Consider the following 22,917-nt stretch of genomic DNA (forward strand, 5'->3'; position numbering starts at 1 on the left):
CTGATGGCTCTTGGCCTCACACCAAGCGAGCATCTGCGCCCGGCCGACGATGGTATTGGGCTGCGCAACTGGACAGACATCGGCGGCGTGCAGAAGAAGATCGAGGAATGCAGCGCATCGAGCGCAAGACTTTGGCCATTATGATCGACACAATCGATCATTCGTCAGCGCGAGCATTTCGTGGGGCGCTAACGTTTCTGTGATCGGGCCGAAGGTCGTGCCTTAGTCATTGTTGCAGCTCGCTTTTTTGAAGGCCCGCTGCTCGCAGCCGAAGAACCTTTGCAGCAGTCTGGAATAGAACGCGCGCTGCTTCGTCAAACCCCCATGCGATCAAGATGGGAGTTCAAGATGCGCCAGCCGTCTCGCAGATTCCTTGCGACACTCGCAAGCAGGTGTCGTTTCCGAAAAACAGCGCTCGCCGCGATCCTGTTGGGTGGGCGGGTTCTCATTGCTTGCGCAATCCCGCCGCTCGCGTTCGCGCATGAAGTCCATCCGGCCGATCCTCCGGCAGGGCTCAGCGCAGAGGAATCTGCGTTCCTGAAAGAGAACGACGCGGCGATGACAAAGATGATGAGCGACATGGCGGCGAAGCCGACCGGCGATATCGATCGCGACTTCGTTGCCATGATGAACCCGCATCATCAGGGCGCTATTGACATGGCCGTGATCGAGCTGCGCTACGGCAAGAACGAGCAGCTTCGGCGGATCGCACAGGAAATCATCGTCGACCAGATGCAGGAGATCGCCGCGATGAAGCTCGCGATCGGCGAGCCGGCGACCGATACGACGCCCGCGCCGACGCAGCCGCAAGCCCTCCCGGCCGCACACGATCACCATCATTCGGGCATGCACATGGACGTGTCCTCCGGAATGAAACACTAGGAGCGAAACATGAAAACGTGGAAGACATTCTTCTTGGCGGCAACGATGCTCGCAACTGGGTCCGCTGCGTGGGCAGGGCAAGCGCCCGGCGCGCTGTCCTCGCCCGACATCCCGATCAGCCATCATGACCGCATTTATGCGGCCGAGCAGTTCTCGAACACGGTCTCGGTGACGGATCCCGTCGACAACAAGCTGCTCGGCGTGATCCGGTTGGGTGATCCGCAGCCCCTCAATTTCAGCCCGCTCTACAAGGGCCAGGTGCTCGTCCACGGCATGGGCTATTCGCCCGATCACCGCACGCTGGCGGTGGTATCGATCGGCTCGAATTCGGTGACCTTCATCGACACCGCGACCAACGCCGTCAAGCACGTGACGTATGTCGGCCGTTCGCCGCATGAAGCATTCTATACGCCGGACGGCAAGGAAGTGTGGGTCACGGTGCGCGGTGAGAACTACATCTCTGTGATCGATGCCAAGAGCTTTGAAGAGAAGACACGCATCACAACTCCGAGCGGCCCGGGCATGCAGATCTTCTCGCCCGACGGCAAGTACGGCTACATTTGCTCCTCGTTCAATCCGGAAACCGATGTCGTCACGGTTGCTGATCACAAGATCGTCGCCAAGGTGAAGCAGGAAAGCCCGTTCTGCCCGAACATCGCTGCGACGCCGGACGGCAAGCAGGTGTGGTTCACGCTCAAGGACGTCGGCAAGACGCAGGTGTTCGACGCGCATCCCCCGTTCAACCTCATCAAGACGATCGACACCGGCCCGATCACGAACCATGTCAACTTCGCATACACCACGAAGGGACCGTTCGCCTATGTCACGGTCGGTGGCCGGAACGAGGTCAAGGTGTTCCGCACCGATGATTTCTCGCAGGTCGCGACCATCCCGGTCGGCAACTTGCCGCACGGCATCTGGCCGTCGGGCGACGGCTCGCGCGTTTATGTCGGCCTCGAGAACGCCGATACGCTGGCGGCGATCGATACCGCGACCAACAAGGTGATTGCGAACATTCCGATCGGTCAGGCACCCCAGGCGATCGCCTATGTCCCCAACGCCGCGCCCAATCCCGACGACCGCGAGAACCTGCAGCCGCTCGGTGTCGCCGGTCAGGTTGCGCATCTTACCCTGGCGCCCAAGCAGCAGACGGGCGATGGCAAGACGCCAACCAGCGTGTCGCTATTCGACCAGGGCCTGATCCAGATCCTGCAGGCCTCGGTGACGGGTCTCCAGCCCAAGCAGAAATATGTGCTGGCCCTCGCCGAGAATGAGGACGGCAGCGGCCCGTTGCAGCCGCTCGCAGCCTTCATGACGAATCCGGCAGGATCGGCTATCGTCAACGCCGCTGGCCCGATCCGGCAGATCGTCGATCAGGGGGCCAAGGCCGACAGGCGATACCTTGTGATCGCACCCGGCGACGCGGCCATGCCCGGCGAGGCCGTCCAGATCGAGCCCCGTTGACGTTCGCTGAAAGAAGGAACGCAGGCGGAGGACGCAATGAAGGATATGTTGGTTCAGGTCGAGCCGCTGATCCCCGCCCTCCGCCGCTACGCGCGCGCGCTCGTTCGCAACCGCGCCAACGCCGACGATCTGGTGCAGGACTGCCTGGAGCGCGCCGTCAGCCGCTGGCATCAGCGGCGCGACGGCAGCGTGCGCTCCTGGCTGTTCACGATCCTGCATAATCTCTCGGCTGATCAATTCCGCCAGGCGTCATCGCGCGGCAGGCATGTGCCGATCGAGGAAGCGGGTGAGGGCGAGTTTCAAGGGGCCGCCGTGCAGGAGCATCGGCTTATGTATCAAGATGTACTGGACAAGCTTGCAAGGCTGCCGGAGGAGCAGCGGGCCGTGCTGCTGCTGGTTGCAGTCGAGGATCTCTCTTATGCGGAGGCCGCGAAAGTCTTGAACGTTCCGATTGGCACGGTGATGTCGCGCCTGTCGCGCGCACGCGAGAGGCTGCAGCAGGAGCTCGACGGTGTCGCCGATGCATCAGGGAAAGTGTTGACGATGCGGAGGCTGACATGAACAACCGGCCGATCACGGAGGATGATCTCCACGCCTATGTGGATGATGTGCTCGAGCCAGAGCGTCGGACGGAAGTCGGCTCCTACCTCGCCGATCATCCGGATGTCGCCAAACGCGTTGCCGGCTTTGCCGACCAGCGCCAGCTGCTGCGCGCGGCGCTGGCGCCCATCGCCGACGAGCCGTTGCCACCCGAGTTGAACCTGTCACGCATCATCGAGGGCCAGAGGCGTCGTTCTCCGCCGGCCTGGCGGGCGATCGCGGCGATGCTGCTGCTCAGCGTGGGCGGATTTGGCGGCTGGGCCGTGCGCGGCTCGCTGGAGGCATCACCTAGCGGCCTGGCCGCGCTCGCGCAGGAAGCATCCTATTCCTACAATGTCTATGCACCGGATCGGGTGCGCCCGGTCGAGATGCGGGCATCCGATGCCGCTCAGCTCGTCCAATGGGTCTCAGGCCGGCTCAATCGGCCCGTCAGGGTGCCGGACCTGGCGAGCTCAGGTTACCGTTTGATGGGTGGGCGCCTGGTTGCGACCCAGCACGGACCAGCCGCGATGTTCATGTATGATGACGACCGCGGCAGCCGGATTGTCGTGCTGACCCGGCCGATGAGTGCCGACCAGAACGCACCAATGACGGCACGGTCAGACGGCGGCGCCACCGGGTTTTCCTGGGCCGATGACGGGATTGGCTACAGCCTCGTCGGTGAGGCGCCGGCGGAGACCTTAAGGCCGGTCGCGAACGAGGTCCGTAGACAGGCGCGCGCGACATAGGTTTTGCCACCGGTGTGGCGGTGAAGACGCCGCCTCGCGCACTTCTGCGCGAGGCGGATGTCAGGCTTGCGCTCGCCGCGCCGGTGAATGAAATCGATATCCAGGCGCGAGCCACTATGGAGAGGTCCCTCAACCGGCGGCGCTCGAAGGTTTGGGCCCCGCCATTTTCCCGAGTTTCATGGCCGCTCTCCATCTTCGCCATGTTTCGGTGTGGTCAGAGAATCGATCACTTGGCTTCGGGCGGTTCGACGATCCCGGTCTCGTAATAGGAAGATTTGGTGCGCATGGTCTCGAGCGCTTTCCCGGATTCCAAATAACGGCCCGCTAACGTCAGTTTTGCCGCCTTGTCCCAGCTTTCCGGCCAGTGGCCCAAGGGGTAGCCGAACCAAGGGACGCGCGGCGTCAGCTTCGGCAGTCCGAGTTCCTCCCAGATCACGCGTGCGCCCTCCATGAGTTCGCGGTTGGGCAGACTCACGGGCGGATATGGAAATTTCACCGTCGCGTCGATCAGGATCTGCGAGCCGCCCAGCCCGTCCGGATAGGTACGCTCAGCGAAGTTCGACTCAACGGGTGCTGCAGACGGGTCGAGGTCGGTCAGCCGCCCGCGCATGATCTCGATATCCCGATGCGGCTGTACGCGCCATGCTAGTGCCCAGAAGACGCTTTCAATATCCGAAATGTCGATATCGTCGTTGACCGCTATGATCCATTTCATGCCAGACATGTTCACGATGGAAGCCGCGACCCGCAGCGCATTCCATGCCTCTCCCTTGCGCGTGTTCGGTTTCAGCGAGATTGCCACTAGCTGGCTGCTTCCGCCTACTTCGAAAAAATTGACGCGGGCAAAATCGGGTATTTTTGCCGAAAGCTCCAGCTGCACCGCGCCTTCGAATCCGAATTTGCGAATGCAGGAACTCTCGCTCGGCGGCATCTCGCTGATGAAAGCCTGCAGGATCGGTTTGCGCCGATGGGTGATTGCGCTGACCTCGAAGAGCAAATTGTAGTCCTCTGGCCCCACGTATCCGCCGTATTCGCCGAAGGGCCCCTCCATTTCAAGGATGTCGGTGCGGAATCGCCCCTCGATCGCGATCTCCGCCGTGGCGGGAATCAGAAGGTCTACGGTCTCCGCTTTCACGAGCTCAAGTGGCGCTCCATTGAGAGCGCCGGCGACGGCGTAGTCGGGCTGGCGCAGCTTGGACACGCTGCAAAGTGCCAGCGCGGGCAAGACCGAAAGGCACAGGACCGCCTCAAGCGGTTTTCCCAATGCGCGCGCCTTCTCCCAATGGATCCGGCTATGCTGACCGGTAAGCATCAGCACACCGGCGCGGTCAGGCGCCTTGACCATCACCCGGTAGGTTCCGGAATTGTATTCGCCGGTCTCGGGATCGCGCGTGATCCATATGGGGGCGCTGAAATAGGCCGAAACGTCGCTGCCGGGATTGGTAGCGGTCACGGGAAACTGATCGATCCCGCCACTTTTCACGATGTCCTCGCCAGTGATCACGATTTCCTTGACTGGCGCTCGATCACGGGCAACTTCGACCGGCGGAATGGGGTTCTTCTGCGCGAACATCCATTTTTTGCCGATGTCCTCCGGCGATTTCAATCCCATCGCCGCTGCGTAGACTTGGGGCGAGGCGCCAGTGATCGCTACTGCGACCGATCCATCGAACTTCCGGCCGCGCGAGTCGGTCAGGTTCTCGAAAAGCCAGCCTTTGCGTTGTGATTGATCCAGGCCACGAAACTGCCAGCGAACGAGCGGCATTACCTCGGTATCTTTGTTCATGGGCCGCTTCACATGGATCAGCAGATCTCGCCGATCGAGTTCGCTCAGGTATTCGCGAATATCCCGATAGATCGGGCCAACTTTGGTTGGCGGCTCGGGCTTATCCAGTTCCGGTGGCTCGGGATGTCTTGGTTGATGAGCATGCAGATGAGACATCGTCTTTACTCCTTGCGGTCGGTTTGCAATACAGGCCTCCTCGCGGCGGCGTCTCACGCACCATCAGCAAGACCGCTTGACCAAGCGCGCCGATTGCCTGACATCGTGCGCCATAAATGGCCGGCCAGGGCACTTTGATCAAAATCGCTCACTTGGTGTAGAAGGTCTTCGCGGGCGCCGTCGCATCCTCGTCCCAACGGTATTTCAGGCTCACCGACACGAGATCGATATGCGGATTGAGACTTCCTACGTACGTGACGCAATCGAACGACGGATTACCGGACGCCGCGGAGATGTTGATTGACGTGTGCCTCACGAAAATATGGGAGTAGGCGAGATCGAGTGCGAGGCCCTTCGAAATGTGAAAGGTCGAGCCGACCGACAGCCTCGTCTGGTCGTTGTCCGGCACCAGTGGCGTACGGACCTGATCGGTGACCGGGGACACCTCGTATGAGACGCCGGCCCGCACCGACAGCCGGTCGGTCCACTGATACTCGCCACCGACCGAGAAGAACCAGCCATCTTTATACTGGAACGGGATCGCGACCGGGACTCCGCCAAATGTTGCCGGTCGACCTGACGCCAAGTTGAAGACGGAGGTGCCAATTCGGCTCCAGTTCATCCACTCCACCGTGCTGAGCAAAGTAAATTGTTGGGCAAGACGCTGACGCAGACCGAGCGAAACGATGTCTGGGAGATCGAGCGTGGTGCTGATGCGGCCCGTGGCAGTCCCCGGCAATGGGAATGGGCCCGACACCGTGAGTGGTCCGCTTATTTTTTGATCGATCGCGGAGCGGTAGCCGACACCGATGGTGGTGGTTGGCGCTGGCGTCAATGTTACGCCCGCGATGAAACCGTAACCCCAACCGTCGCCGGAGAGATTCATATCAAACGGGACATTGCCTAGGCCTGGAATTGCCGGGGTGGGGCCCGGCGACAAGGTGGCCTTGCCATACTCGATTTGCACGCCAAATCCGACGCTGATCCAGTCGTTGAACTTGTAAGCGAAGCTCGGAGTCAGATTGTAGGTCGTCAGTTTCGGGCTTCCCGTCGAGTAATCGCGGCCTGCCCACATGTTAGGAAAGCTCCCCGATACGGCGAATGGGGAATTTAGCGACATCGCAACCCACGCATTTGGATTGATCTGCCAGGAGCCATAACCGGCGGGCAACATGGAGTTGTAGCCGATGTTATTCGTCCCGCCAAAGGCGGCCAACGTGCTCGTCGCAGCAACCGCGTTCGCTGCATATGGCAGGATCCCGGTCGCGACGATTTCGCTCTGGATCCCCGGCATCTGTGTCGTGGTCGCCGGATTCCAGAACATCGACGACAGCGACCCGCCCGCGGCAACGCCGGCGTATGACGATCCCTGTCCGTTGGTGCTCTGATCGCTAAGGGCGAAACCGCCGGCGTTCGCGTCCACCGCGGTAGCGATCAATGCCCCGAACGCACTGCAGGCCAACAAGAACGAATTCACGCTACCACACTGAGCCACGCTGCCCTCTATTCGTTTCGCGCGTTATCGTAACGACGACAATTCATTCATCTCTGCTTGCCGGGCGCGCCAATGTGCGCCATCGAGCAACGGTTCGGACCGTTGCAGCGGCCACGAGAAAAACATTCGACACGACAAATCAAGCGGAGCATTGCCAGAATTCGGCAACACGGAATTCGACTTCATTGTTGTTGACCATTGTTCACGCTCGACCTCTGATGTCTCACCCAAGACAGGTTTGGAAAAGCAATGCCGGGATAATTGCTTTGTCCGATTGTGTGGGATCGAGACGGGAGCAGCCCGTCGGGGTCCCGTGATCAAAGGAGCGAAACATGCAGGACGCAGCGTCCCAGCGGCTGATCATCGGCATTTCTGGCGCCTCGGGCGTCGCCTACGGCGTGCGCCTTCTGCAACTCCTGTGCAATGGCGGCGTCGAGACGCATCTGGTGATGTCGAGGACCGCTGAGCAGACCTTCGCCTATGAGAGCGACTTGAAGATCGCGGAGGTGAGGGAGCTCGCCAGCGTCAACTATGCGATCGACGACATGGCTGCAGCGATTTCGAGCGGCTCGTTCCGGACTGCCGGTATGATCGTGGCGCCGTGCTCGATGCGCTCGATGTCCGAGATCGCCTCGGGCGGGACTACCACTCTTTTGACGCGCGCGGCGGACGTCGTGCTGAAGGAGCGCCGACGCCTGGTTCTGATGGTGCGCGAAACGCCGCTGCACACCGGTCATCTCCGGACGATGACCGCACTATCCGAGATGGGGGCGATCATCGCACCGCCCGTGCCGGCCTTCTACGCAAAGCCCGAGAGTCTCGAAGAGATGGTCGAACACACCGTCGGCCGCGTGCTCGATCTCTTCGACATCAATATCGGCATCGTGCGCCGCTGGGGCGAGGACGATGCGCTGAAGCGCCGTTCGCCGTCGCTACGCAAGATCGCGCCATTCGAGCCGCCGCTAGCCCAACACTGTCCCGCTAATAGTGAGAACGACGCAGAAGAGGCGACGGGTGACAACGGTGGTAGATCGCAGCGGCTTGAGATTGGTGGGTTTCATCTTCGCAAGCGTGACTTTTGCGGTGATGCTGACCGCGACGATGGTCGTTAAGGGCTATTCTGACGGCGTTTATTCGCTGCAAGGCGCCGCGATCGAAGGCTGGTAACACATGTATTTGTGAGATCGCCTGCGGCAAAGCGGGGCTCCGAATAGTGCTCGCCTCTCAATGGATGTGCCGGGCTGCACGAGGCCTCACCGTTTTTTTGACCCCCGGGGCAACGTGTTGACTGCTAAGGTCACGCGTGCTCGCGCCACGTAAGGATCGTACGCCCTCCGTCGAACTGCGGGCACTCCGCAGGCTTAAGAAAGGGCAATCCAAATCGGCTTTCGTGTTCACATCTGAACGCGACGCGCCGTTCACCGAGGTCTTCGCCGCGTGTGCGCCGACAACTGGTCGATCTGATAGAGGAACGCGGCTAGACTCCGAGTGATCTTTCCAGGCACGCGACCAGCGTCTCTGTTTCGAACGGCTTGCGAAGAAACGCCGCCCCGCTGGACGTGGCCTTTTCCTTCAGTCCCGGTTCGGAATGGGCTGTGATCATGATGACCGGCAGCGTTCCGTGACGCTGGTCAAGCTGCTGTTTGAGCTCGAAGCCGCTCATGCCTGACATCTGGATGCCCGTGATTGCATAAACAAACCGTTCAAGATCGCTGCAAGGAAGGAGATCTTCGGCGGACGCAAACCCGCGGGCGTCGTAGCCGAGCGACCGAAAGAACCCAACCAGCGCGTCGCGCATGGAGCCGTCGTCGTCAACTATGGAAATCAAATATCCGGTTGTCATGCGTATTTCCACTCAAGTCCCACCCGCGACTTGACTTCGTTGCCCGCAAATTCGCTTCTCCAAGTTCGCAACTTGCCTCACCGCGCTTTGGTTTCCTTCAGGGCCTCTGCCATGCGTCCGCCAGAGAACGGGCCCCCAGCTTTGGCATCGCCGCACCACGATGAATCTTTACAGTCACTTCACTGAGCCCGAGTTCTCCCGCGACCTGCCTGTTCAGCTTGCCTGCCGTCACCGACGCCGTGACCTCGCGCTCGCGCGGCGAAAGGGTTGCGTAGCGATCGACAATGTCTAGCGACTACCGTCGATGTCGAAGAATGCCGCTAAAATGGAAGACCCCGCGCTCGTCACGCGGTGAGAGAGTCTCGTACCGGTCGTGCACGGCCGTGGCGTGAATTTCGCTGTCCCGTTGGCGGCGATCGCGATTGATGGCCGCCGTTACCGCATCGATCATGTCCTGGTCGCGAAACGGTTTTGGTAAAAAGTCGACGGCGCCCGCCTTCATAGCGCGGACGGACATTGGGATATCGCCATGTCCGGTCATCAGGACGACGGGCAGGTGTATCCCGATGTCCGCAAGCTCCTCTTGGAAGTCCAGTCCGCTGATCCCCGGAAGGCGGACATCAAGTACGATGCAGCCCGGGCCAGTCGGTCGTTCCGCCTTCAGGAATTCCTGGACCGAGCCAAAGGTTCGTGCCGTCAGCCCGACCGAGCGCAATAAGCTCTCGAGTCCAAAGCGGAGTGAGTCGTCGTCGTCGACGACGTGCACGACAGGAGGCTGGTCCGACGCCTGGGGCATCTAATATTCAACCAAGAGCAGCTTCAGCGTCGTTCCCTGCATATCATGCCGCGCGGCGACAGTATCATCACACGAAAGTATGATCGCCCAGGCCTGAAATCTGCCGCGCGAAGCGGCTCGTTTGGTTTTCCCGAAGAGGTCGGTCGAAGGACGCCGCGCCATCAAGCCAAAAAGCCATCAAGCCAAAAACATCATCCCATTGAACGAATCAGCAGTTTTTGTCGGCTTCGCTCATCCGGCTACACGGTCGGATGATTGTCTCGCGCAACGTTCATACCAACGTGTGAGACAATTAGACCCAATGCGCGATTGGCGCCGTGGGATGCGTCGATCATCCTGGTCTGCATGCTGAACGAAAGCTGACCTCAGCGAAAGCGGACCCGCTGGTCCCCTCCAGCGCACTGCCGGAGCGATGTCCAGCCCAACACAGGATCGCATCATGTTCAAAACGTCGGACGAGCAGGCAATCGAATGCCCGGCCTCGAGTTTCCTTCCATCGGACACAGAGAACGTTCTACGAGTCCTGCTGATGCAGCCGGTCGCGGCCAGTTCGGTTGATCCCGCGAGTGCCACGACGTCCCTCGGCTATGCTCGCGGCGGTCTGCCGCCACGAGTCGTGCAGCGCCTGCGCAAGCACATCGATGCGAATATCGAGCATCGCATCAGCGTTGAAGCTCTGGCCAAACTCGCCAACCTGTCGGTGTGCTATTTCGTTCGTGCCTTCAAGCAATCGATGGGGCTGACGCCGCATGACTATCTCATCCGTCGGCGCGTCGAAAGAACCATGGAGCTTCTGTCAGGGACCGAACTCTCCCTTTCCGAAATTGCTCTTGCAGCGGGCTTCGCCGATCAGAGCCATTGTGCCCGCCGCTTTCGCCAGCACGTGGGCATGTCGCCGAGTGACTATCGCTGGTCCATTCCGTAAGGCGCCATTGGCGAACGCCTGTTGTCATCTGTCGCACCCCAGTTCCCCGGTGTGGGTGCGACATACGACCCGCAATCGAGCGGCTGTCCTCCCAAGACGCTCCGCGTCGCTGATAATGCGCGACGCCGGGTCATTCAGGCCGGTGACAGGCATGTCGCCGGCCTCTTTTTTTGATCACCAACCGCTGCACCGGGGTAGTGGCGACAGCATGTACACAAGGAAAGCGAACGCAACACGGGAGGCCCCACGACGTGGTCAGGGATGATCAACCGGACGCCCGCGAGGGTCAGGCCGGGCGCCGTGGGGATGCGGAGAGGTTCGCAGTACCGGTGAAGCCGGGTAACGCCGGGGGAGGGACGGGACCTCAGCGACTGAGCTCGATGTCCACTTTGGTCTGCAGCCGCATTTGTGCAGACGCAGCAAATGACGCTAACAATGACAGAACATCGGCCCCCACAATCACGCGGTACCTGCGGGCACCTTTCGCCGCCTTGTCGCTGTCGATGCAGAATACGCGCCCGAGGAGAGCAACCTCACGAGCACGCCTGGACGGGGCGGACCATAGGCGGCGCCATGAGAGCACTACGCCGCGTCGCGAACACGTACCCCGCATGCTGAATGGCTTACAGGCGTTGGTCCAGTAGCGCCGCAGCATCTTGTCGGCTTCTTCGTTTGTATAGCGATACGGCAACCGCTCCCCAGCCGGACAACGATAGGCGTCTTCGTCCGGCAAATAGACAAAGTCCTGCTTACCGAAGCGTCCGTCTGACTTGGCGCCCGAGTCATCGGCTTGGGCAGAGTTACCGTGATGCCGGCCTCGTGGCAGGCGAGGATCTCCGGGCTGCTGAAGTAGCCGCGATCGGCAACGGCCTCGAGCGTCTCAGTCTTCAGAACAGCCTTCGCCTGCCTTGCCATATTGGCAAGTTGCGCCCGATCTGAGCCGCTGTTCGTCACCTCATGCGCGATGATCAGGTGATGGTCGGTATCGACGGCGACTTGGACATTGTAGCCGACAACGCCGGATCCGCGGCCACTGGTTGCCATCGAACGGCTATCCGGATCGGTCAGGGAGATTTGCTGATCCGGCGAAGCAAGCATGAACTGTTCGATCAAACCCCAGTGCACGCCCGGGTCCGAGCGGATCACGCGATGGGAGCACGAGGATCTGCTCGACGCCGTGCAGCAGCGGCTCGATGCGAAGCCGCTCGCTATGCGCCTTCGTCGCGAGACTGTCGAGCATCCGTTTGGCACGATGAAGGCACGCATGGGAGCGACGCACTTCCTGACCAAAACCCTCCCAAAGGTAGCCGCCGAGATGGATGGCCCTCTCGGTTCTGGCCTATAATCTGACCCGAGCAATGAATATCCTCGGGATCAGGCCGCTGATCGCCGCGATCGCGGCCTGAGGCCGCCCAGTTTTGGCTTCAAGACTGACGGCCCTGGGAAGGTCGTTTTTACACGGCCAAGATCCATTGCAGACCTCGGATGTGCAGCGCAACCGGCTGCCCGGTTGCAGATTGGCTGGCGTACCCACTGACTGACTATTGCAAGTTCGATATGCTGCAATCCGGCCCTGGCTGGAGCGTAGGTGATGACATGCCGCGGATCGATATTCACACGCATTTTCAATGTCTCGATTTCGTGAAGCACTTGCTGGGTCGCAGCGCTTTCCCACGGAGTGTTCTCGACGGGGGTACCTATGCGGTCGAATGCGCAGCCGGCTTTCGCGTCCCGGCGCAACCAAAGATCATCGACATGGACGCAAAGCTGCGCGATCTCGAGGCGATGGACATTGCCGTATCCGTCCTCAGCCATGGGCTTCCCCTCGGACCCGACGTTCTCGGCGGGACGGAAGCTGACGACTGGGCAATGCGGATCAACGATGACCTTGCGCGCATCGTCGCAGCCTATCCAGGCAAGTTCGTCGGCTTCGGGACAATCGGGTTTGGGAATCCGCAGCGCGCCATCGCCGAGGTAGATCGGTGCATCACCCAACTCGGCTTCAAGGGCATTCAGCTATTCTCCAACATCGCCGGCAAGATGCTCGACGCAGCCGAACACCGGCCGGTGCTACAGCATATCGGTAGAATGGGAGTTCCGGTTCACCTGCACCCTGCGATGCCTCTCGGCTTAGCCGGCCTGGACAGCCCCGGCCTTGCGCTGTCGATCGGGTTTCCGTACGACGCCAGCTTGAACACGCTACGCCTCATTTACAGCGGCGTCTTCGACGAACGTCCGGCCCTTACGCTCATTGTGGCACATGGCGGCGGGGTGCTGCCCTATCTGAAGGGCCGCATCGAAACCTATGGCCGCTCTTCCCCACTCGTCACCGAACCTCCGCGCCTTTCTCGACCGATCGGCGACTATCTCGCCAACCTCTATGTTGACACCGTGTGCTATCACTACGAGGCGCTTGCCTGTTGCTACCAGGTGTTCGGCGCGGAGCATCTGCTGTTCGGGACCGACCATCCATTCGGCGCCTACCAAGTGCCGGCGGAGCTCCTTGACAGGCTCGATTGCCCATCGTCGCATCGCGACATGATCCATCACGGCAACGCCGAGCGGCTGCTTGGACTCTGAAACGCGGCTCGGCGACCTGGTTCTTTCACGGCCGTCAAATCGCGAGAGATCGAAACGCGGAAAGAATTACATTCTTCAATTCGATCTTTAAGTTGAGTGCGCTTGCGAGTTCGAGGGCTAAGACAGCCTTGCGACGCGGACCCTGTGAAACGTCAGCTCTTATGTCGGCTATTTGGGGTAGAGCGGACTCGTTATGCTCATCGCGAGTTATTCCGAGTCTGACCCAATGTATGGTCCGGCCGTGCGGTTCAAGAAGATTTCGACGACCTAGCGGTGGGCGGTCTTGCATCAATGTATCCGGCCTCTGTTTGGAGCGTTGCTCCGGACCATCATGGATATCAGCGCGCATGCGATCTGATTAGCGGTCAGGCCTCGACCGGGCCATTTGGGTCACCAGTGTTCGCATGCGCCGGGAAGACCGATCCTCCATACTCGTCTTATCTTCTCGCAGACCTCGGCGGGTGAGATTACATCGTCGATGGGTTTCTCCTCATTTCATGGCTATTCCTTTGTTCGTGCCTGGCGGTCGTTCCTTCGTCCCGGCCTGCGCGGCAGAACGGGCCGCGCGGAAGGGGCCGTCAGGGCTGGCCGTCGCACAGGCTCGCCTCTTGCTTCCATGCTGCCAGGCCACGTCTTGACGGCCCCGAGCACGGCGCGAGGATCAGGCTGGGCGGTACGCCATCGCATCGGTCTTGTCGCCTGCGAAGGCGCGCCCCTTGTTGAGAACCGCCCATGCGATGCGGGCGAGCTTGTTGGCCAGCGCAATGGCAAGCACGTTGTGGTGTAGTCGCTTCTTCGCAGCTTCAATCCAAGATTTGAGGCCATAGCGTTCCCAATGCTTTGGCCCAACCTTGACCAGCACGACCCAAGCCGCCTGAACGAACAGGCTGCGCAAATAGCGATTGCCGCGCCTTGATATGCTGCCAAGGATTGTCCGATCTCCCGTCGAGATCTGTTTCGGTACCAGCCCGAGCCAGGCGCCGAAGTCGCGGCCTTTGGAGAACACGTCTCCGGTGCCGATCGCGGCCACCATCGCGCTCGAGATGATGGGGCCAATGCCGGGGACCGTCATCAGCCGCTCGCAGTGCTGATCTTGACGGGCGAGCGTTTCAATCTCGCCGGAGAGACCTTCGATGCGCGCATCCAGGCGGCGCCAATCTGCTGACAGGTCTTCGACGATGCGCACCATGCGGAGCGACAGGACATCGGTTCGCGTCGCCAGGATGCCCGGCAGCTCGGCGCGGAGGAAACGCAACCCTTGCCGGACCGCAACGCCCCGCTCGAGCAGGAAGGCGCGGATCTGATTGATGATGCCGGTACGCTGGCTAACCAGCCGCTCGCGCACGCGGTGCAGGGCTTGCAGGTCAAGTTGGTCGGCGGTCTTGGTTGCAACGAACTTCATGGTCGGGCGTTGCACCGCCTCCGCGATCGCCTCCGCATCGCGGAAGTCGTTCTTCTGTCCCTTGCTATACGGCCGCACGTATTTGGCTGGCATCAGCCGGGCATTGTGGCCGAGTTCCTGTAGCTTGCGGCTGAGATGATGCGTGCCGACGCAAGCCTCCATCCCGATCAGGCACGGCGCCAGGTTGGCAAGTCTCGCCTCGACCTGGCCACGCGACCATTTTTGCCGGAGTACGATCGCACCACGCCGATCGTGCCCTACGACGTGAAACGAGTTCTTGCCGATATCGATACCAACCACGGCAATTGCGCTGCTAGATTTCTGAGACATGGCGCGCTCCTTTTCGGTGCCCCGAACCAGCTTCAATCACTGGCGGGGGCTGGAGCACGGCCGGACCATCCCATTAGCAGTCCTCCGGCTTTGGCTGCGCCGTGAAGCAACCCGCAGACCGCGCGATGAAAGCGTGGTAAGATATGCGTTGCATGGCATGACCCCCACGGGAGGGTCGCATGACAATCCACATCCGACGGCGAGAGTTTATATCCACGCTATGTGGCATAGTGGTCGTGTGGCCGCTCGCCGCACGCGGGCAGCAGCCGAAGGTGCCGACCATCGGCGCGCTGGTTATTGGCAATGTAAGCCCGGAAGAATTCTGGCGGGAGTTTCGGCAGGGCCTACGCGATCTGGGGTATATCGAGGGGCAGAACATTCGATTTGAGTTTCGGTCGGCGGAAGGACAGATCGGCCGGCTTCCCGAACTGGCAACTGAGCTGGTTCGTCTCAAGGTCGATGTCATCGTCACTTGGTTCACGCCCACCGCCGTGGCGGCAAAGCAAGCGACGCGGGAAATCCCGATCGTGATGGCCGAGACCGGAGATCCGATCGGCACGGGCCTGGTCATGAGCCTTCGCCGACCGGGTGGAAATGTCACCGGCATCGGGAGCGTAACCGCCGAACTGGCCGGAAAGAGCGTCCAATTGATCCGCGACATGCTGCCGTCGGCGCGCCGGGTCACCGCTCTGGCCAACGCGACCGATGCCTTCTCCAAACCTTTCCTCAAACAGATCCAGCTTGGCGGCGAAGCCACCGGAACCGCCATCAAACCTGTCAGGATTAACAACAATGAGGAGTTCGAGAGCGCTTTCGCCGCGATGGAGAGCGACCGGCCTGACGCCGTCATCGTTCAGCCCAGTCTGCCGAGCAAGCGCGCCGCCGAACTGGCGCTGCAGCACCGCGTGCCGGCGGTTTCCGAGCCGCCCTGGTTTGTCGAACAAGGCGGGCTGATGTCCTCCTCCCCGATATATGCGGACCTTTTTCGCAAGGCTGCCGTGTACGTCGACAAAATCCTCAAAGGCGCCCAGCCCGCCGATTTGCCGGTCGAGCAGCCAACTCGTTTCCAACTGATCATCAATCTGAAAACCGCCAAGGCGCTTGGCATTACTGTGCCACCTGCGCTACTCGCCCCGAGCTGATCGAATAAGGAGGCGTTGCGGAAATCGACAGGCCGACTCAGAGGCCGACGCTCATGACCCGATGTGGAGCCTTGCTCGAGAGTTCCAATCGTCTGCTGCTCCCGCCGGCAACACACGCTTGGAGTCCTGCTTAAGCAGACCGCGCCGGTCATGCGTCGCCGGCAGTTCGACCGACGACGCGCGACCGGTTACGCGCAGGTCCTCATGCCGCCTGATCGAACGCGTCAAGAGTGCGTGCAGAGTACACGAGCGCAGCACCAGCGTTGACGCTGATCGCGACACCGAGCGCTTCGGCGATTTCCTCCTTGCTGGCGCCGAGCTTCTTCGCTGCCGCGCTATGAACGGTGATACAACCGTCGCAGCGCAGGCTGATCGCGACCGCAAGCGCGACAAGCTCCCGAGTCTTGGCATCGAGGTGTCCCGTCTTCGCGCCGGCGCCGCCGAGCGCGGCATAGCCCTTGACGGTATCCGGTGATAGCTTGGCGATCTCGCCGACGCGGGCGAGAATCTGGTTCCGATAGTCGTTCCAATCAAGCATTGCCATTTTTTCCTCCATAGGTGTGCGGCAGGGCGACGTTCCGTTTCATGTGGTGGCGTTCTTCCCATCGTCGGTCGCATTAGCGACCCTGGCAGACTGGATCGTCAAGCAGCCGCCCCAAGTCCTCGAGCTCTGTCGCGACACCGTCCACGAACGTGACGCCGGCGAACGTCCCCGTGCCGCGCGGCTCAAAGACCACTCGCGAGGCGGGTTGCCCGTTGACAACATAGTCGACCCGGAATTTGACCGGGCCGTAGAGTTCCGCGATCTCGCTTGCCGTCATACCCAGGCGAGGCGTCGGCATCGGTCCTTCGCTCTCGGCGTTGGGCTCCGAGGGCAAGTCGGCGCGGAAGAGGCCCTCGGGAATATCCCGCCCGACCGCTCTGGCGACGACGCGACTGTCCCTGAAGAACACGCTGACGTCGGCTTCGCCGGCGCGCGTGAACACCCACTGGTCGACGTTGACGCCGAAGAAGGTGTGATGGAGCACATCTGCCGGTTCTCCAAGCGCGCGTCGCACAGCGCTATCTGCCAATCCCGGCCAGGCTTTGCGGAGGGAAGAAGGGAGAGCATCCGTTTCCACTCCGAACGGGTCGAGTGTCACCCGTGATACCTTTCCGTCGGAAAGGACGACCTGGCCGCGAATGGACCCCGATAATTCGAGCTTGCGCGTCTTGGTGGTGCCGCCGGTTGCGAAGTCCCTGTCTTTCGCGGGCTCGCCTAGCGCGCGGAGTGCATCGCCTGCCGGCATTCCGAGATAGAGTTTGCTCGCCGGCGTTGCGAGAAAGCCGACATGCGGCGGCGCCGGCACGTTGACCCTCTCCGCTGCTTGCGCCGAGGGCAGCGAAAGGGCGAAAGCAGCCGCAGAGACCACGACACGCGCCATGGTCAGCATGGTTTTGCCGAGATGACGCGCGCCGCGCATCGAGGTGAGCGGCTCGGCGTGCGGCAGGTCCGGTCGCAACGGCGCGTCCGTAGTCGCCAGCACATCGTCGCGACGATCGCGGCGCTCGGCAATCCGATCGGCAATGAAGCTCGCGTCCACGCCGACGCCGTAGATCAAGCCGGACTTGGCGGTGTGCAGCCACGGCAGTCCGACAAAGAACAATCCCGGATATGCGCTCACGCCACGCGTCTGGATCGGGAATCCATCGCCATCGACCACGGGAAGCTTGACGATGGAGAAATCATAGCTGTACCCGGTTGCCCAGATCACGTTGGTGATGCCGCTGGCGCTGAGGTCAAGCTCGGTGAGGATGGGCTGCGCAAAACCATCGCGCAAAGCCGGCAGCGTCTCTTCGGGTACGGTCATCTTGGTCGCCGCGACGTGGGCATCAACTGCGCTGACGAACTCCGCTTCGGCCTGGTCGGCCGCGGCAAGATTGTCGTGGAGGTCGCCGGCCACCACCAGGATCCCGGCCTTGACGTCCTTCAGGCGGCCGAGCAGCACGACGCCATCGCGCGCGAACTGATGCAGGCTGATGGTGTGACCGCCTTTGGTGCCCGAAATGTGCGGCTTGCCGGCAAACTTCGCCTGCGGCGATGGAAGTTCGCTGACCTTGCGATCATAGTGGCCGAGCCTTTCGAACCACCAGTTGGCGTCCTTGCCGCGATAGCGCCGCGGCGTGCGCCCGGCACGCCCGACGGCGAGAAACACCTTGCGTCCGGATTCGCAAAGCTCTTCGGCGATCTGTGCCCCGGATTGCGCGCTGCCGACGACCAGCACTGCGCCTGGCACAAGCTGCTCGGGGTTGCGATAGAGGTCGGAATGAAGCTGCTTGATGTCGTTCGGAAACGCGTCGCTCAGGGCCGGAATCTTCGGTATCTGATAGAGGCCCGTCGCCACGACAACATTATGCGCCGTGATCCTTTCATCGCTGTCAATCTCGACGGTATAGCTGCCGCTCATTGGATTGCGCTCGATCGCAACCACGCGCGCGCCAAATCGGGCCGGTAGGCCGCGCGCAAGGGTTTCGAAATGGGCAACCACTTCGCTCCGCGCCATGAAGCCGTCGGGATCGTCATCACCGTAGCGAACGCCCGGCAGCCGCGATTGCCACCGCGGTGTGTTGAGGGTGAAGGAGTCCCAGCGGTGGTTGCGCCAAGCCTCGCCTGGCCGATCGGCTTGTTCCAGAACCACATGGTTCACGGACAGCCTCGTCAAATAGTGGCTGACAGCAAGGCCCGCCTGTCCTCCGCCCACGATGACGGTGTTCACATGAGTACTCATCGATAGCTCCTGGTCTTGATCGTTTCATCATGACGCGGAGATGTTGCCGGAGACCCGCTGCAATAAGCCCGCCGTTCGGCATATGATTGATCACGACGCGTGATAAATCGCGGGAGGCGGATGTGGATCGTATCGACAGCATGGGAGTCTTTGCGAAGGTGGTCGAAAAGCAGAGCTTTTCCGGCGCCGCGCGCGAACTGCGTTTGTCGCAAGCGGTGGTGAGCAAGCACGTCCGCGCGCTGGAAGATTGGCTTGGGGCGCAGCTTCTGAACCGCACCACCCGCCGGCTCAACGTCACTGAGATCGGCGCATTGGTTTACGAGCGGTGCGAACGTATCCTCGACGAGATCGATGAGGTCCGGCAGAGCACCAGCGCGCTGCAGACCGCGCCGCGCGGCGTACTGCATCTCGCCGCTCCGGTCTCCTTTGGCGTCACGCAGCTCGGACCTGTGCTCGCCGATTATCTCTCCCGCTATCCCGAGGTCGTGGTCGATGTTACGCTGGGTGATCGATTCATCGATCTGGTCGAAGAAGGCTTTGATCTTGCCCTTCGCGTAGGCGAGCTTAAGGATTCAAGCCTGATAGCGCGGCGCCTGGCCCCGGTGCGTTTTGTGCTTTGCGCCTCGCCTCTCTACGTCAAACGACACGGCGCACCGAGAGAACCGGCCGATCTCGCAAACCATCGATGCCTCTTCTACAGCCTGCGCGCGATCCCCGGCGAATGGCGCTTCAAAGGTCCGGAAGGTGAGGTTTCCTTGCGCATCGGCGGACGGTTTCGCTCTAACAACGGCAACATGCTGCACGCGGCAATGCTCGGCGGCGCCGGCATCGGCCTCGCGCCGACGTTTGTGGTGGGCAAGGATCTAGCGGAGGGCCGCCTGGTGTCGCTGATGCCAAACTACCGGCCAATCGAAAGCGAGCGCTCGGCGATTTATCCGCCCGGCAAAATTCTGACCGCCAAGGTGCGAAGTCTGATCGATTTTCTGGCTGCCCGTTTCGGGCCCGAGCCCCCCTGGGATACATGGCGGACTAACAATGGTGCAAAAAAATCCGGCACGAGACGGCGGTGACCGTATCATTTTCGTGCCGGGGGCCTCGTTTAATCAAATCTAGGAATGTCGGCTCCGGGCCTAAGACTGCGGGCATTTTCCGTCCCCATGCTGGCCGCAAGCCAGCAACCAGTTGCTGATAATTTTCCACTTGTCGCGCCCCCTCGCTTGGAATTTCAGGAGCGGGGAGCGCTTGTCCTCTAGTTCGCAAAAGAACCTCAACGTATCGCGAGCCGTGGCTGCCCCGCGATCGATCGAATGAGCATGAAGCCAACGCCGCCACTCGCGAACAATCCGCAGTTTGCGTTGGGTTTGGTAAGTTGACGCGCGTCTTTGCCCCACGAAGCATGCTCCTGAAGGTCTTCAGTTAGTCGCGCTGGCTTTGTTAGAGAGCTCTATTCGAGAGCGTTGGATAGACATCCAGACGGTACCGGGCATCCGCCGTGCCGATGGCACCATCGAACACGCGATATGAACGAGAGACCTTAAGGCTCTCTAAACCGGGCCGTTGTCACGTCAGCAGCCGGGGATGGCCGGACGTAGCACTGCTATCCCACGATCGCAGATGGCGGTCTTCGCAGCGATGCTCGCTTCGCGCGACGACGTTGGAGGTCCGCTTGTTGGGGCATGCGGACTAGTTTTGCTCACCCTGAGTTCTTCGCATTTTGGACCCATACCGGAAGTCGAGCGGCCTATTTTTCTGCGATGCACATATCGCGGCCCACATCCAACAAATATGATAGGGTGCGGCCTGAGGGCACATGAGGCGACGCGAGTTCATATCGTTGCTCGGGGGCGTGGCGGCATCGCCGCTAGCGGCGCATGCGCAGCAAGCTCAACGCATGCGGCGCATCGGCGTGCTGATCGGCTTTGCGGAGACCGATCCGGATGTGCAGTCTTGGTTCGCGGCTTTCCGGGGCGCGCTCGCGAAGCTGGGGTGGACGGAAGGCAGCAATTTTCAAATCGAACTTCGCTGGCCCGGCGATGATCCGGATAGGATGATGGCATTCGCAAAGGAGCTTGTCGATCTGCGACCCGACGCAATCCTCAGTGTGACCACGCCCGTGACCAACGCTCTTGTCCGCGCGACGCAGACAATTCCAATCGTGATTGTGACCGTAGCCGATCCGATTGCCAGTGGTTTCGTTACGAACGTCGGACGTCCGGGCGGCAATGTTACCGGGTTCGCGCTTTACGAGCCCTCGATGGGCGGAAAATGGCTGGAACTGCTCAAGCGTATCGCGCCGGGCGTAACGCGAGTGGCGCTGCTTTTCAACCCGACGACAAGCGTCCCGATCAAATTCTATATGGCTTCAATTCAAGCCGCCGCGTCATCGTTTACCGTCCAGGCGAGTGCTGCGCCGGTTCACGCCCGGAGTGAGATCGAAGGCGTTATCGCCGCACTAGCCGGCAATCCGGGTGCCGGCCTTATCGCAATGCCGGACCTATTCAATACGATAAATCGTGACGTGATTATTGAGCGGGCGGCCCACTACAGTATCCCCGCGATCTATTTCCTTCGTTCTTTCGCCGACTCAGGCGGCCTGATCTCTTATGGGCCAGATTTCGACGAACAGTATCCGCGGGCAGCAGGATACATTGACCGCATCCTCAAGGGTGAGAAGCCAGGAGACCTGCCGTCGGATGCAGCTCCAGCACGTTATTGCCCTTACGCGCCTGAGGAGAAAGCCGCGGATCTGATTGATTACTGCGGTGCGTTCGCTAACAAGGCGCGACCTCGATGAGCTGCGCGCCATCAGGCTCTAGATAGCAGCTCGCCTCAATTACACCAACAGGTGTTTGCATGATTCGCCACAGTAAGCCGGTGTATCGTCGGGGGGCTTCGTCCGAAACTCACACACGGTCATCCGACGAATCGGAGGACAAGGGCCCGGCGCTCCAGACCGGGCCTTTGTGCTGATGTCGTCTCGCTCAAGTTAAAGAGCCGCTATCTCAACGAGATCGGCGCGGGCGGACTTCGCACCGAGCGTGGGCGCGTTGCACGTTCCCCGGGGTGCTCCAAAAAGGTCGCAATCGCTGCCTGTGCTTCCAGCCGCAGCCACTCCCTGTCGGCCTCCGGGGCGTATTCCCTACTGCCTTGGGTCCGCTCGCAGATCGCAGTGGCGACTTCTCGATGAGTTCAGGATCATCGAGGCGTGCGGTCATCAGCCTTGCCGCATCACGGTTGCTTAGCGGCGCACGCAGCAGCGCGTCGATCAGCGCCTCGAGCGTCATCCCATCCTCGAGCATCAGCCGCGCGGCGGCGTCGCCATGGGCATGTCGCAACGCATCAACAATAGCGGCAACGGCATGCGGGTCGTGCATCCCTGAAAAGGCTCCCAACTCGCGCGCTAGGTTACACCCGTTGACGGCAATTTGCCTGAAGGGGTGCGCCAAGGAGAAGGCATTTAACTAGGTTAGGCCGAAGCGGCCGCGGCGCGCCAGCGGAGGATCGTGGCGCAATTGCCACAGAGGCTGCTGAAAGGTGTCGGCCTGAGCTGGAATTCTACACCTGCAGCTATAACTCACCGCCGGGCGGCGGATGGGCCGCCCCTCAACCCGCGAGGACGCCATGAAAAGAATCTACCACACGATGCACTTTGAGGTGCACGACGAGAAGGCGCTGCACGAGTTCGTCCGCAAGCACGCCGACCCAGAAGAGTTTTCGGGCATGGAGCAAATTGACGCCAGCGAAGCGGAGGGGGAGCCGGTCGATCACGTCTATTCGGACATCGAGTGGATCGTTGAAAACGGCCACGCTTTCGACGCCGAGGGCATTAAGCACAGCGGCGGAGAGACAGGTGACAGCGACGAGGAGTATGAGGAGGAAGAAGAGGACTGAGGAGACGGAATGATCATAGGACGACGGGGCCCGGTGACGGGCCCTTATCGTTTAGACGGGCGCGTGCTCCACCCCGGACCCCGGGCAAATTTTCGCGCTGGAACGCTGCCTCGACGATCCACGGGTAGC

Annotated in this window: 17 protein-coding genes and 4 pseudogenes; 13 read left to right on the forward strand and 8 right to left on the reverse strand. The window is 61.1% G+C overall.

Translation table 11 applies throughout. The annotated features are described in order from the left end of the window. Positions 1-3 precede the first annotated feature (3 nt). From Q3C01_RS17860 to Q3C01_RS17880, 5 genes are all read left to right on the forward strand, one after another. Positions 4-144: a hypothetical protein gene (locus Q3C01_RS17860; protein ID WP_458146625.1), complete on the forward strand. Its 141-nt coding sequence runs from the start codon at positions 4-6 to the stop codon at positions 142-144. A 204-nt stretch (positions 145-348) separates the two neighbouring features. Continuing rightward, the gene (locus Q3C01_RS17865; protein ID WP_458146626.1) at positions 349-882 is read left to right on the forward strand and encodes a DUF305 domain-containing protein; all 534 of its coding nucleotides are present in this window, start codon (positions 349-351) and stop codon (positions 880-882) included. Positions 883-891: 9 nt separating this feature from the next. Then, positions 892-2,346 (forward strand): YncE family protein, encoded by a 1,455-nt coding sequence (locus Q3C01_RS17870; RefSeq protein WP_458146627.1) that lies wholly within the window; start codon positions 892-894, stop codon positions 2,344-2,346. Between the two features lie 36 nt (positions 2,347-2,382). Continuing rightward, positions 2,383-2,907 (forward strand): sigma-70 family RNA polymerase sigma factor, encoded by a 525-nt coding sequence (locus Q3C01_RS17875; protein ID WP_458146628.1) that lies wholly within the window; start codon positions 2,383-2,385, stop codon positions 2,905-2,907. Continuing rightward, entirely contained in the window at positions 2,904-3,674 is a 771-nt protein-coding gene (locus Q3C01_RS17880) for an anti-sigma factor family protein (RefSeq protein ID WP_458146629.1), read from the forward strand. The genes Q3C01_RS17875 and Q3C01_RS17880 overlap by 4 nt, the downstream gene beginning before the upstream one ends. Positions 3,675-3,900: 226 nt before the next feature. Here Q3C01_RS17880 and Q3C01_RS17885 read toward each other — a convergent pair whose 3' ends face one another. Next, positions 3,901-5,616 carry a UbiD family decarboxylase gene (locus Q3C01_RS17885; protein WP_458146630.1) on the reverse strand — a complete coding sequence of 572 codons (1,716 nt, stop codon included), beginning with the start codon at positions 5,614-5,616 and terminating at the stop codon, positions 3,901-3,903. A 148-nt stretch (positions 5,617-5,764) separates the two neighbouring features. After that, on the reverse strand, positions 5,765-7,111 hold the full coding sequence (locus tag Q3C01_RS17890; RefSeq protein ID WP_458146631.1) for an OmpP1/FadL family transporter: 1,347 nt from the start codon (positions 7,109-7,111) through the stop codon (positions 5,765-5,767). A gap of 332 nt (positions 7,112-7,443) precedes the next feature. On the opposite strand from Q3C01_RS17890, the pseudogene Q3C01_RS17895 reads away from it, so the two are divergent. Next, positions 7,444-8,061: pseudogene (locus tag Q3C01_RS17895) on the forward strand (UbiX family flavin prenyltransferase); the annotation flags it as partial. A 527-nt stretch (positions 8,062-8,588) separates the two neighbouring features. Here Q3C01_RS17895 and Q3C01_RS17900 read toward each other — a convergent pair. Together Q3C01_RS17900 and Q3C01_RS17905 are read right to left on the reverse strand one after the other, a co-directional pair. Further along, the gene (locus Q3C01_RS17900) at positions 8,589-8,954 is read right to left on the reverse strand and encodes a response regulator transcription factor (RefSeq protein ID WP_458146632.1); all 366 of its coding nucleotides are present in this window, start codon (positions 8,952-8,954) and stop codon (positions 8,589-8,591) included. Positions 8,955-9,051: 97 nt separating this feature from the next. Next, positions 9,052-9,750 (reverse strand): annotated as a pseudogene (locus Q3C01_RS17905) (response regulator transcription factor). Positions 9,751-10,279: 529 nt separating this feature from the next. Here Q3C01_RS17905 and Q3C01_RS17910 point away from each other — a divergent pair. Continuing rightward, positions 10,280-10,675: a helix-turn-helix domain-containing protein gene (locus Q3C01_RS17910; protein WP_458146633.1), complete on the forward strand. Its 396-nt coding sequence runs from the start codon at positions 10,280-10,282 to the stop codon at positions 10,673-10,675. Between the two features lie 684 nt (positions 10,676-11,359). Here the strand turns inward: Q3C01_RS17910 and Q3C01_RS17915 are convergent. Continuing rightward, positions 11,360-11,767, reverse strand: a pseudogene (locus Q3C01_RS17915) (transposase); the annotation flags it as partial. 10 nt (positions 11,768-11,777) lie between these two features. On the opposite strand from Q3C01_RS17915, the pseudogene Q3C01_RS17920 reads away from it, so the two are divergent. Together Q3C01_RS17920 and Q3C01_RS17925 are read left to right on the forward strand one after the other, a co-directional pair. Continuing rightward, a pseudogene (locus Q3C01_RS17920) lies at positions 11,778-12,081 on the forward strand (transposase); the annotation flags it as partial. A gap of 190 nt (positions 12,082-12,271) precedes the next feature. After that, on the forward strand, positions 12,272-13,255 hold the full coding sequence (locus Q3C01_RS17925) for an amidohydrolase family protein (protein ID WP_458146634.1): 984 nt from the start codon (positions 12,272-12,274) through the stop codon (positions 13,253-13,255). Between the two features lie 661 nt (positions 13,256-13,916). On the opposite strand, the gene Q3C01_RS17930 is transcribed toward Q3C01_RS17925, so the two are convergent. Next, positions 13,917-14,987 carry an IS110 family RNA-guided transposase gene (locus tag Q3C01_RS17930; RefSeq protein WP_458146635.1) on the reverse strand — a complete coding sequence of 357 codons (1,071 nt, stop codon included), beginning with the start codon at positions 14,985-14,987 and terminating at the stop codon, positions 13,917-13,919. A 179-nt stretch (positions 14,988-15,166) separates the two neighbouring features. Here Q3C01_RS17930 and Q3C01_RS17935 point away from each other — a divergent pair, with 179 nt between their 5' ends. Next, complete coding sequence (locus tag Q3C01_RS17935; RefSeq protein WP_458146636.1) at positions 15,167-16,129, forward strand: ABC transporter substrate-binding protein; 963 nt, start codon at positions 15,167-15,169, stop codon at positions 16,127-16,129. Between the two features lie 202 nt (positions 16,130-16,331). Here the strand turns inward: Q3C01_RS17935 and Q3C01_RS17940 are convergent, their stop codons facing one another. After that, on the reverse strand, positions 16,332-16,673 hold the full coding sequence (locus Q3C01_RS17940) for a carboxymuconolactone decarboxylase family protein (RefSeq protein WP_458146637.1): 342 nt from the start codon (positions 16,671-16,673) through the stop codon (positions 16,332-16,334). Positions 16,674-16,746: 73 nt separating this feature from the next. Next, positions 16,747-18,897, reverse strand: coding sequence for a flavin-containing monooxygenase (locus Q3C01_RS17945; protein ID WP_458146638.1), 2,151 nt, complete (start codon positions 18,895-18,897; stop codon positions 16,747-16,749). A gap of 122 nt (positions 18,898-19,019) precedes the next feature. Between Q3C01_RS17945 and Q3C01_RS17950 the strand changes: the two genes are divergently transcribed. The 3 genes from Q3C01_RS17950 (at position 19,020) to Q3C01_RS17960 (ending at position 22,788) form a co-directional block, all read left to right on the forward strand. Next, the gene (locus Q3C01_RS17950; protein WP_458146639.1) at positions 19,020-19,967 is read left to right on the forward strand and encodes a LysR family transcriptional regulator; all 948 of its coding nucleotides are present in this window, start codon (positions 19,020-19,022) and stop codon (positions 19,965-19,967) included. 740 nt (positions 19,968-20,707) lie between these two features. Then, positions 20,708-21,691 carry an ABC transporter substrate-binding protein gene (locus Q3C01_RS17955; protein WP_458146640.1) on the forward strand — a complete coding sequence of 328 codons (984 nt, stop codon included), beginning with the start codon at positions 20,708-20,710 and terminating at the stop codon, positions 21,689-21,691. Positions 21,692-22,518: 827 nt separating this feature from the next. After that, complete coding sequence (locus tag Q3C01_RS17960; protein WP_458146641.1) at positions 22,519-22,788, forward strand: hypothetical protein; 270 nt, start codon at positions 22,519-22,521, stop codon at positions 22,786-22,788. Positions 22,789-22,917 lie beyond the last annotated feature (129 nt).

The sequence above is a fragment of the Bradyrhizobium sp. UFLA05-109 genome, from assembly GCF_054185165.1.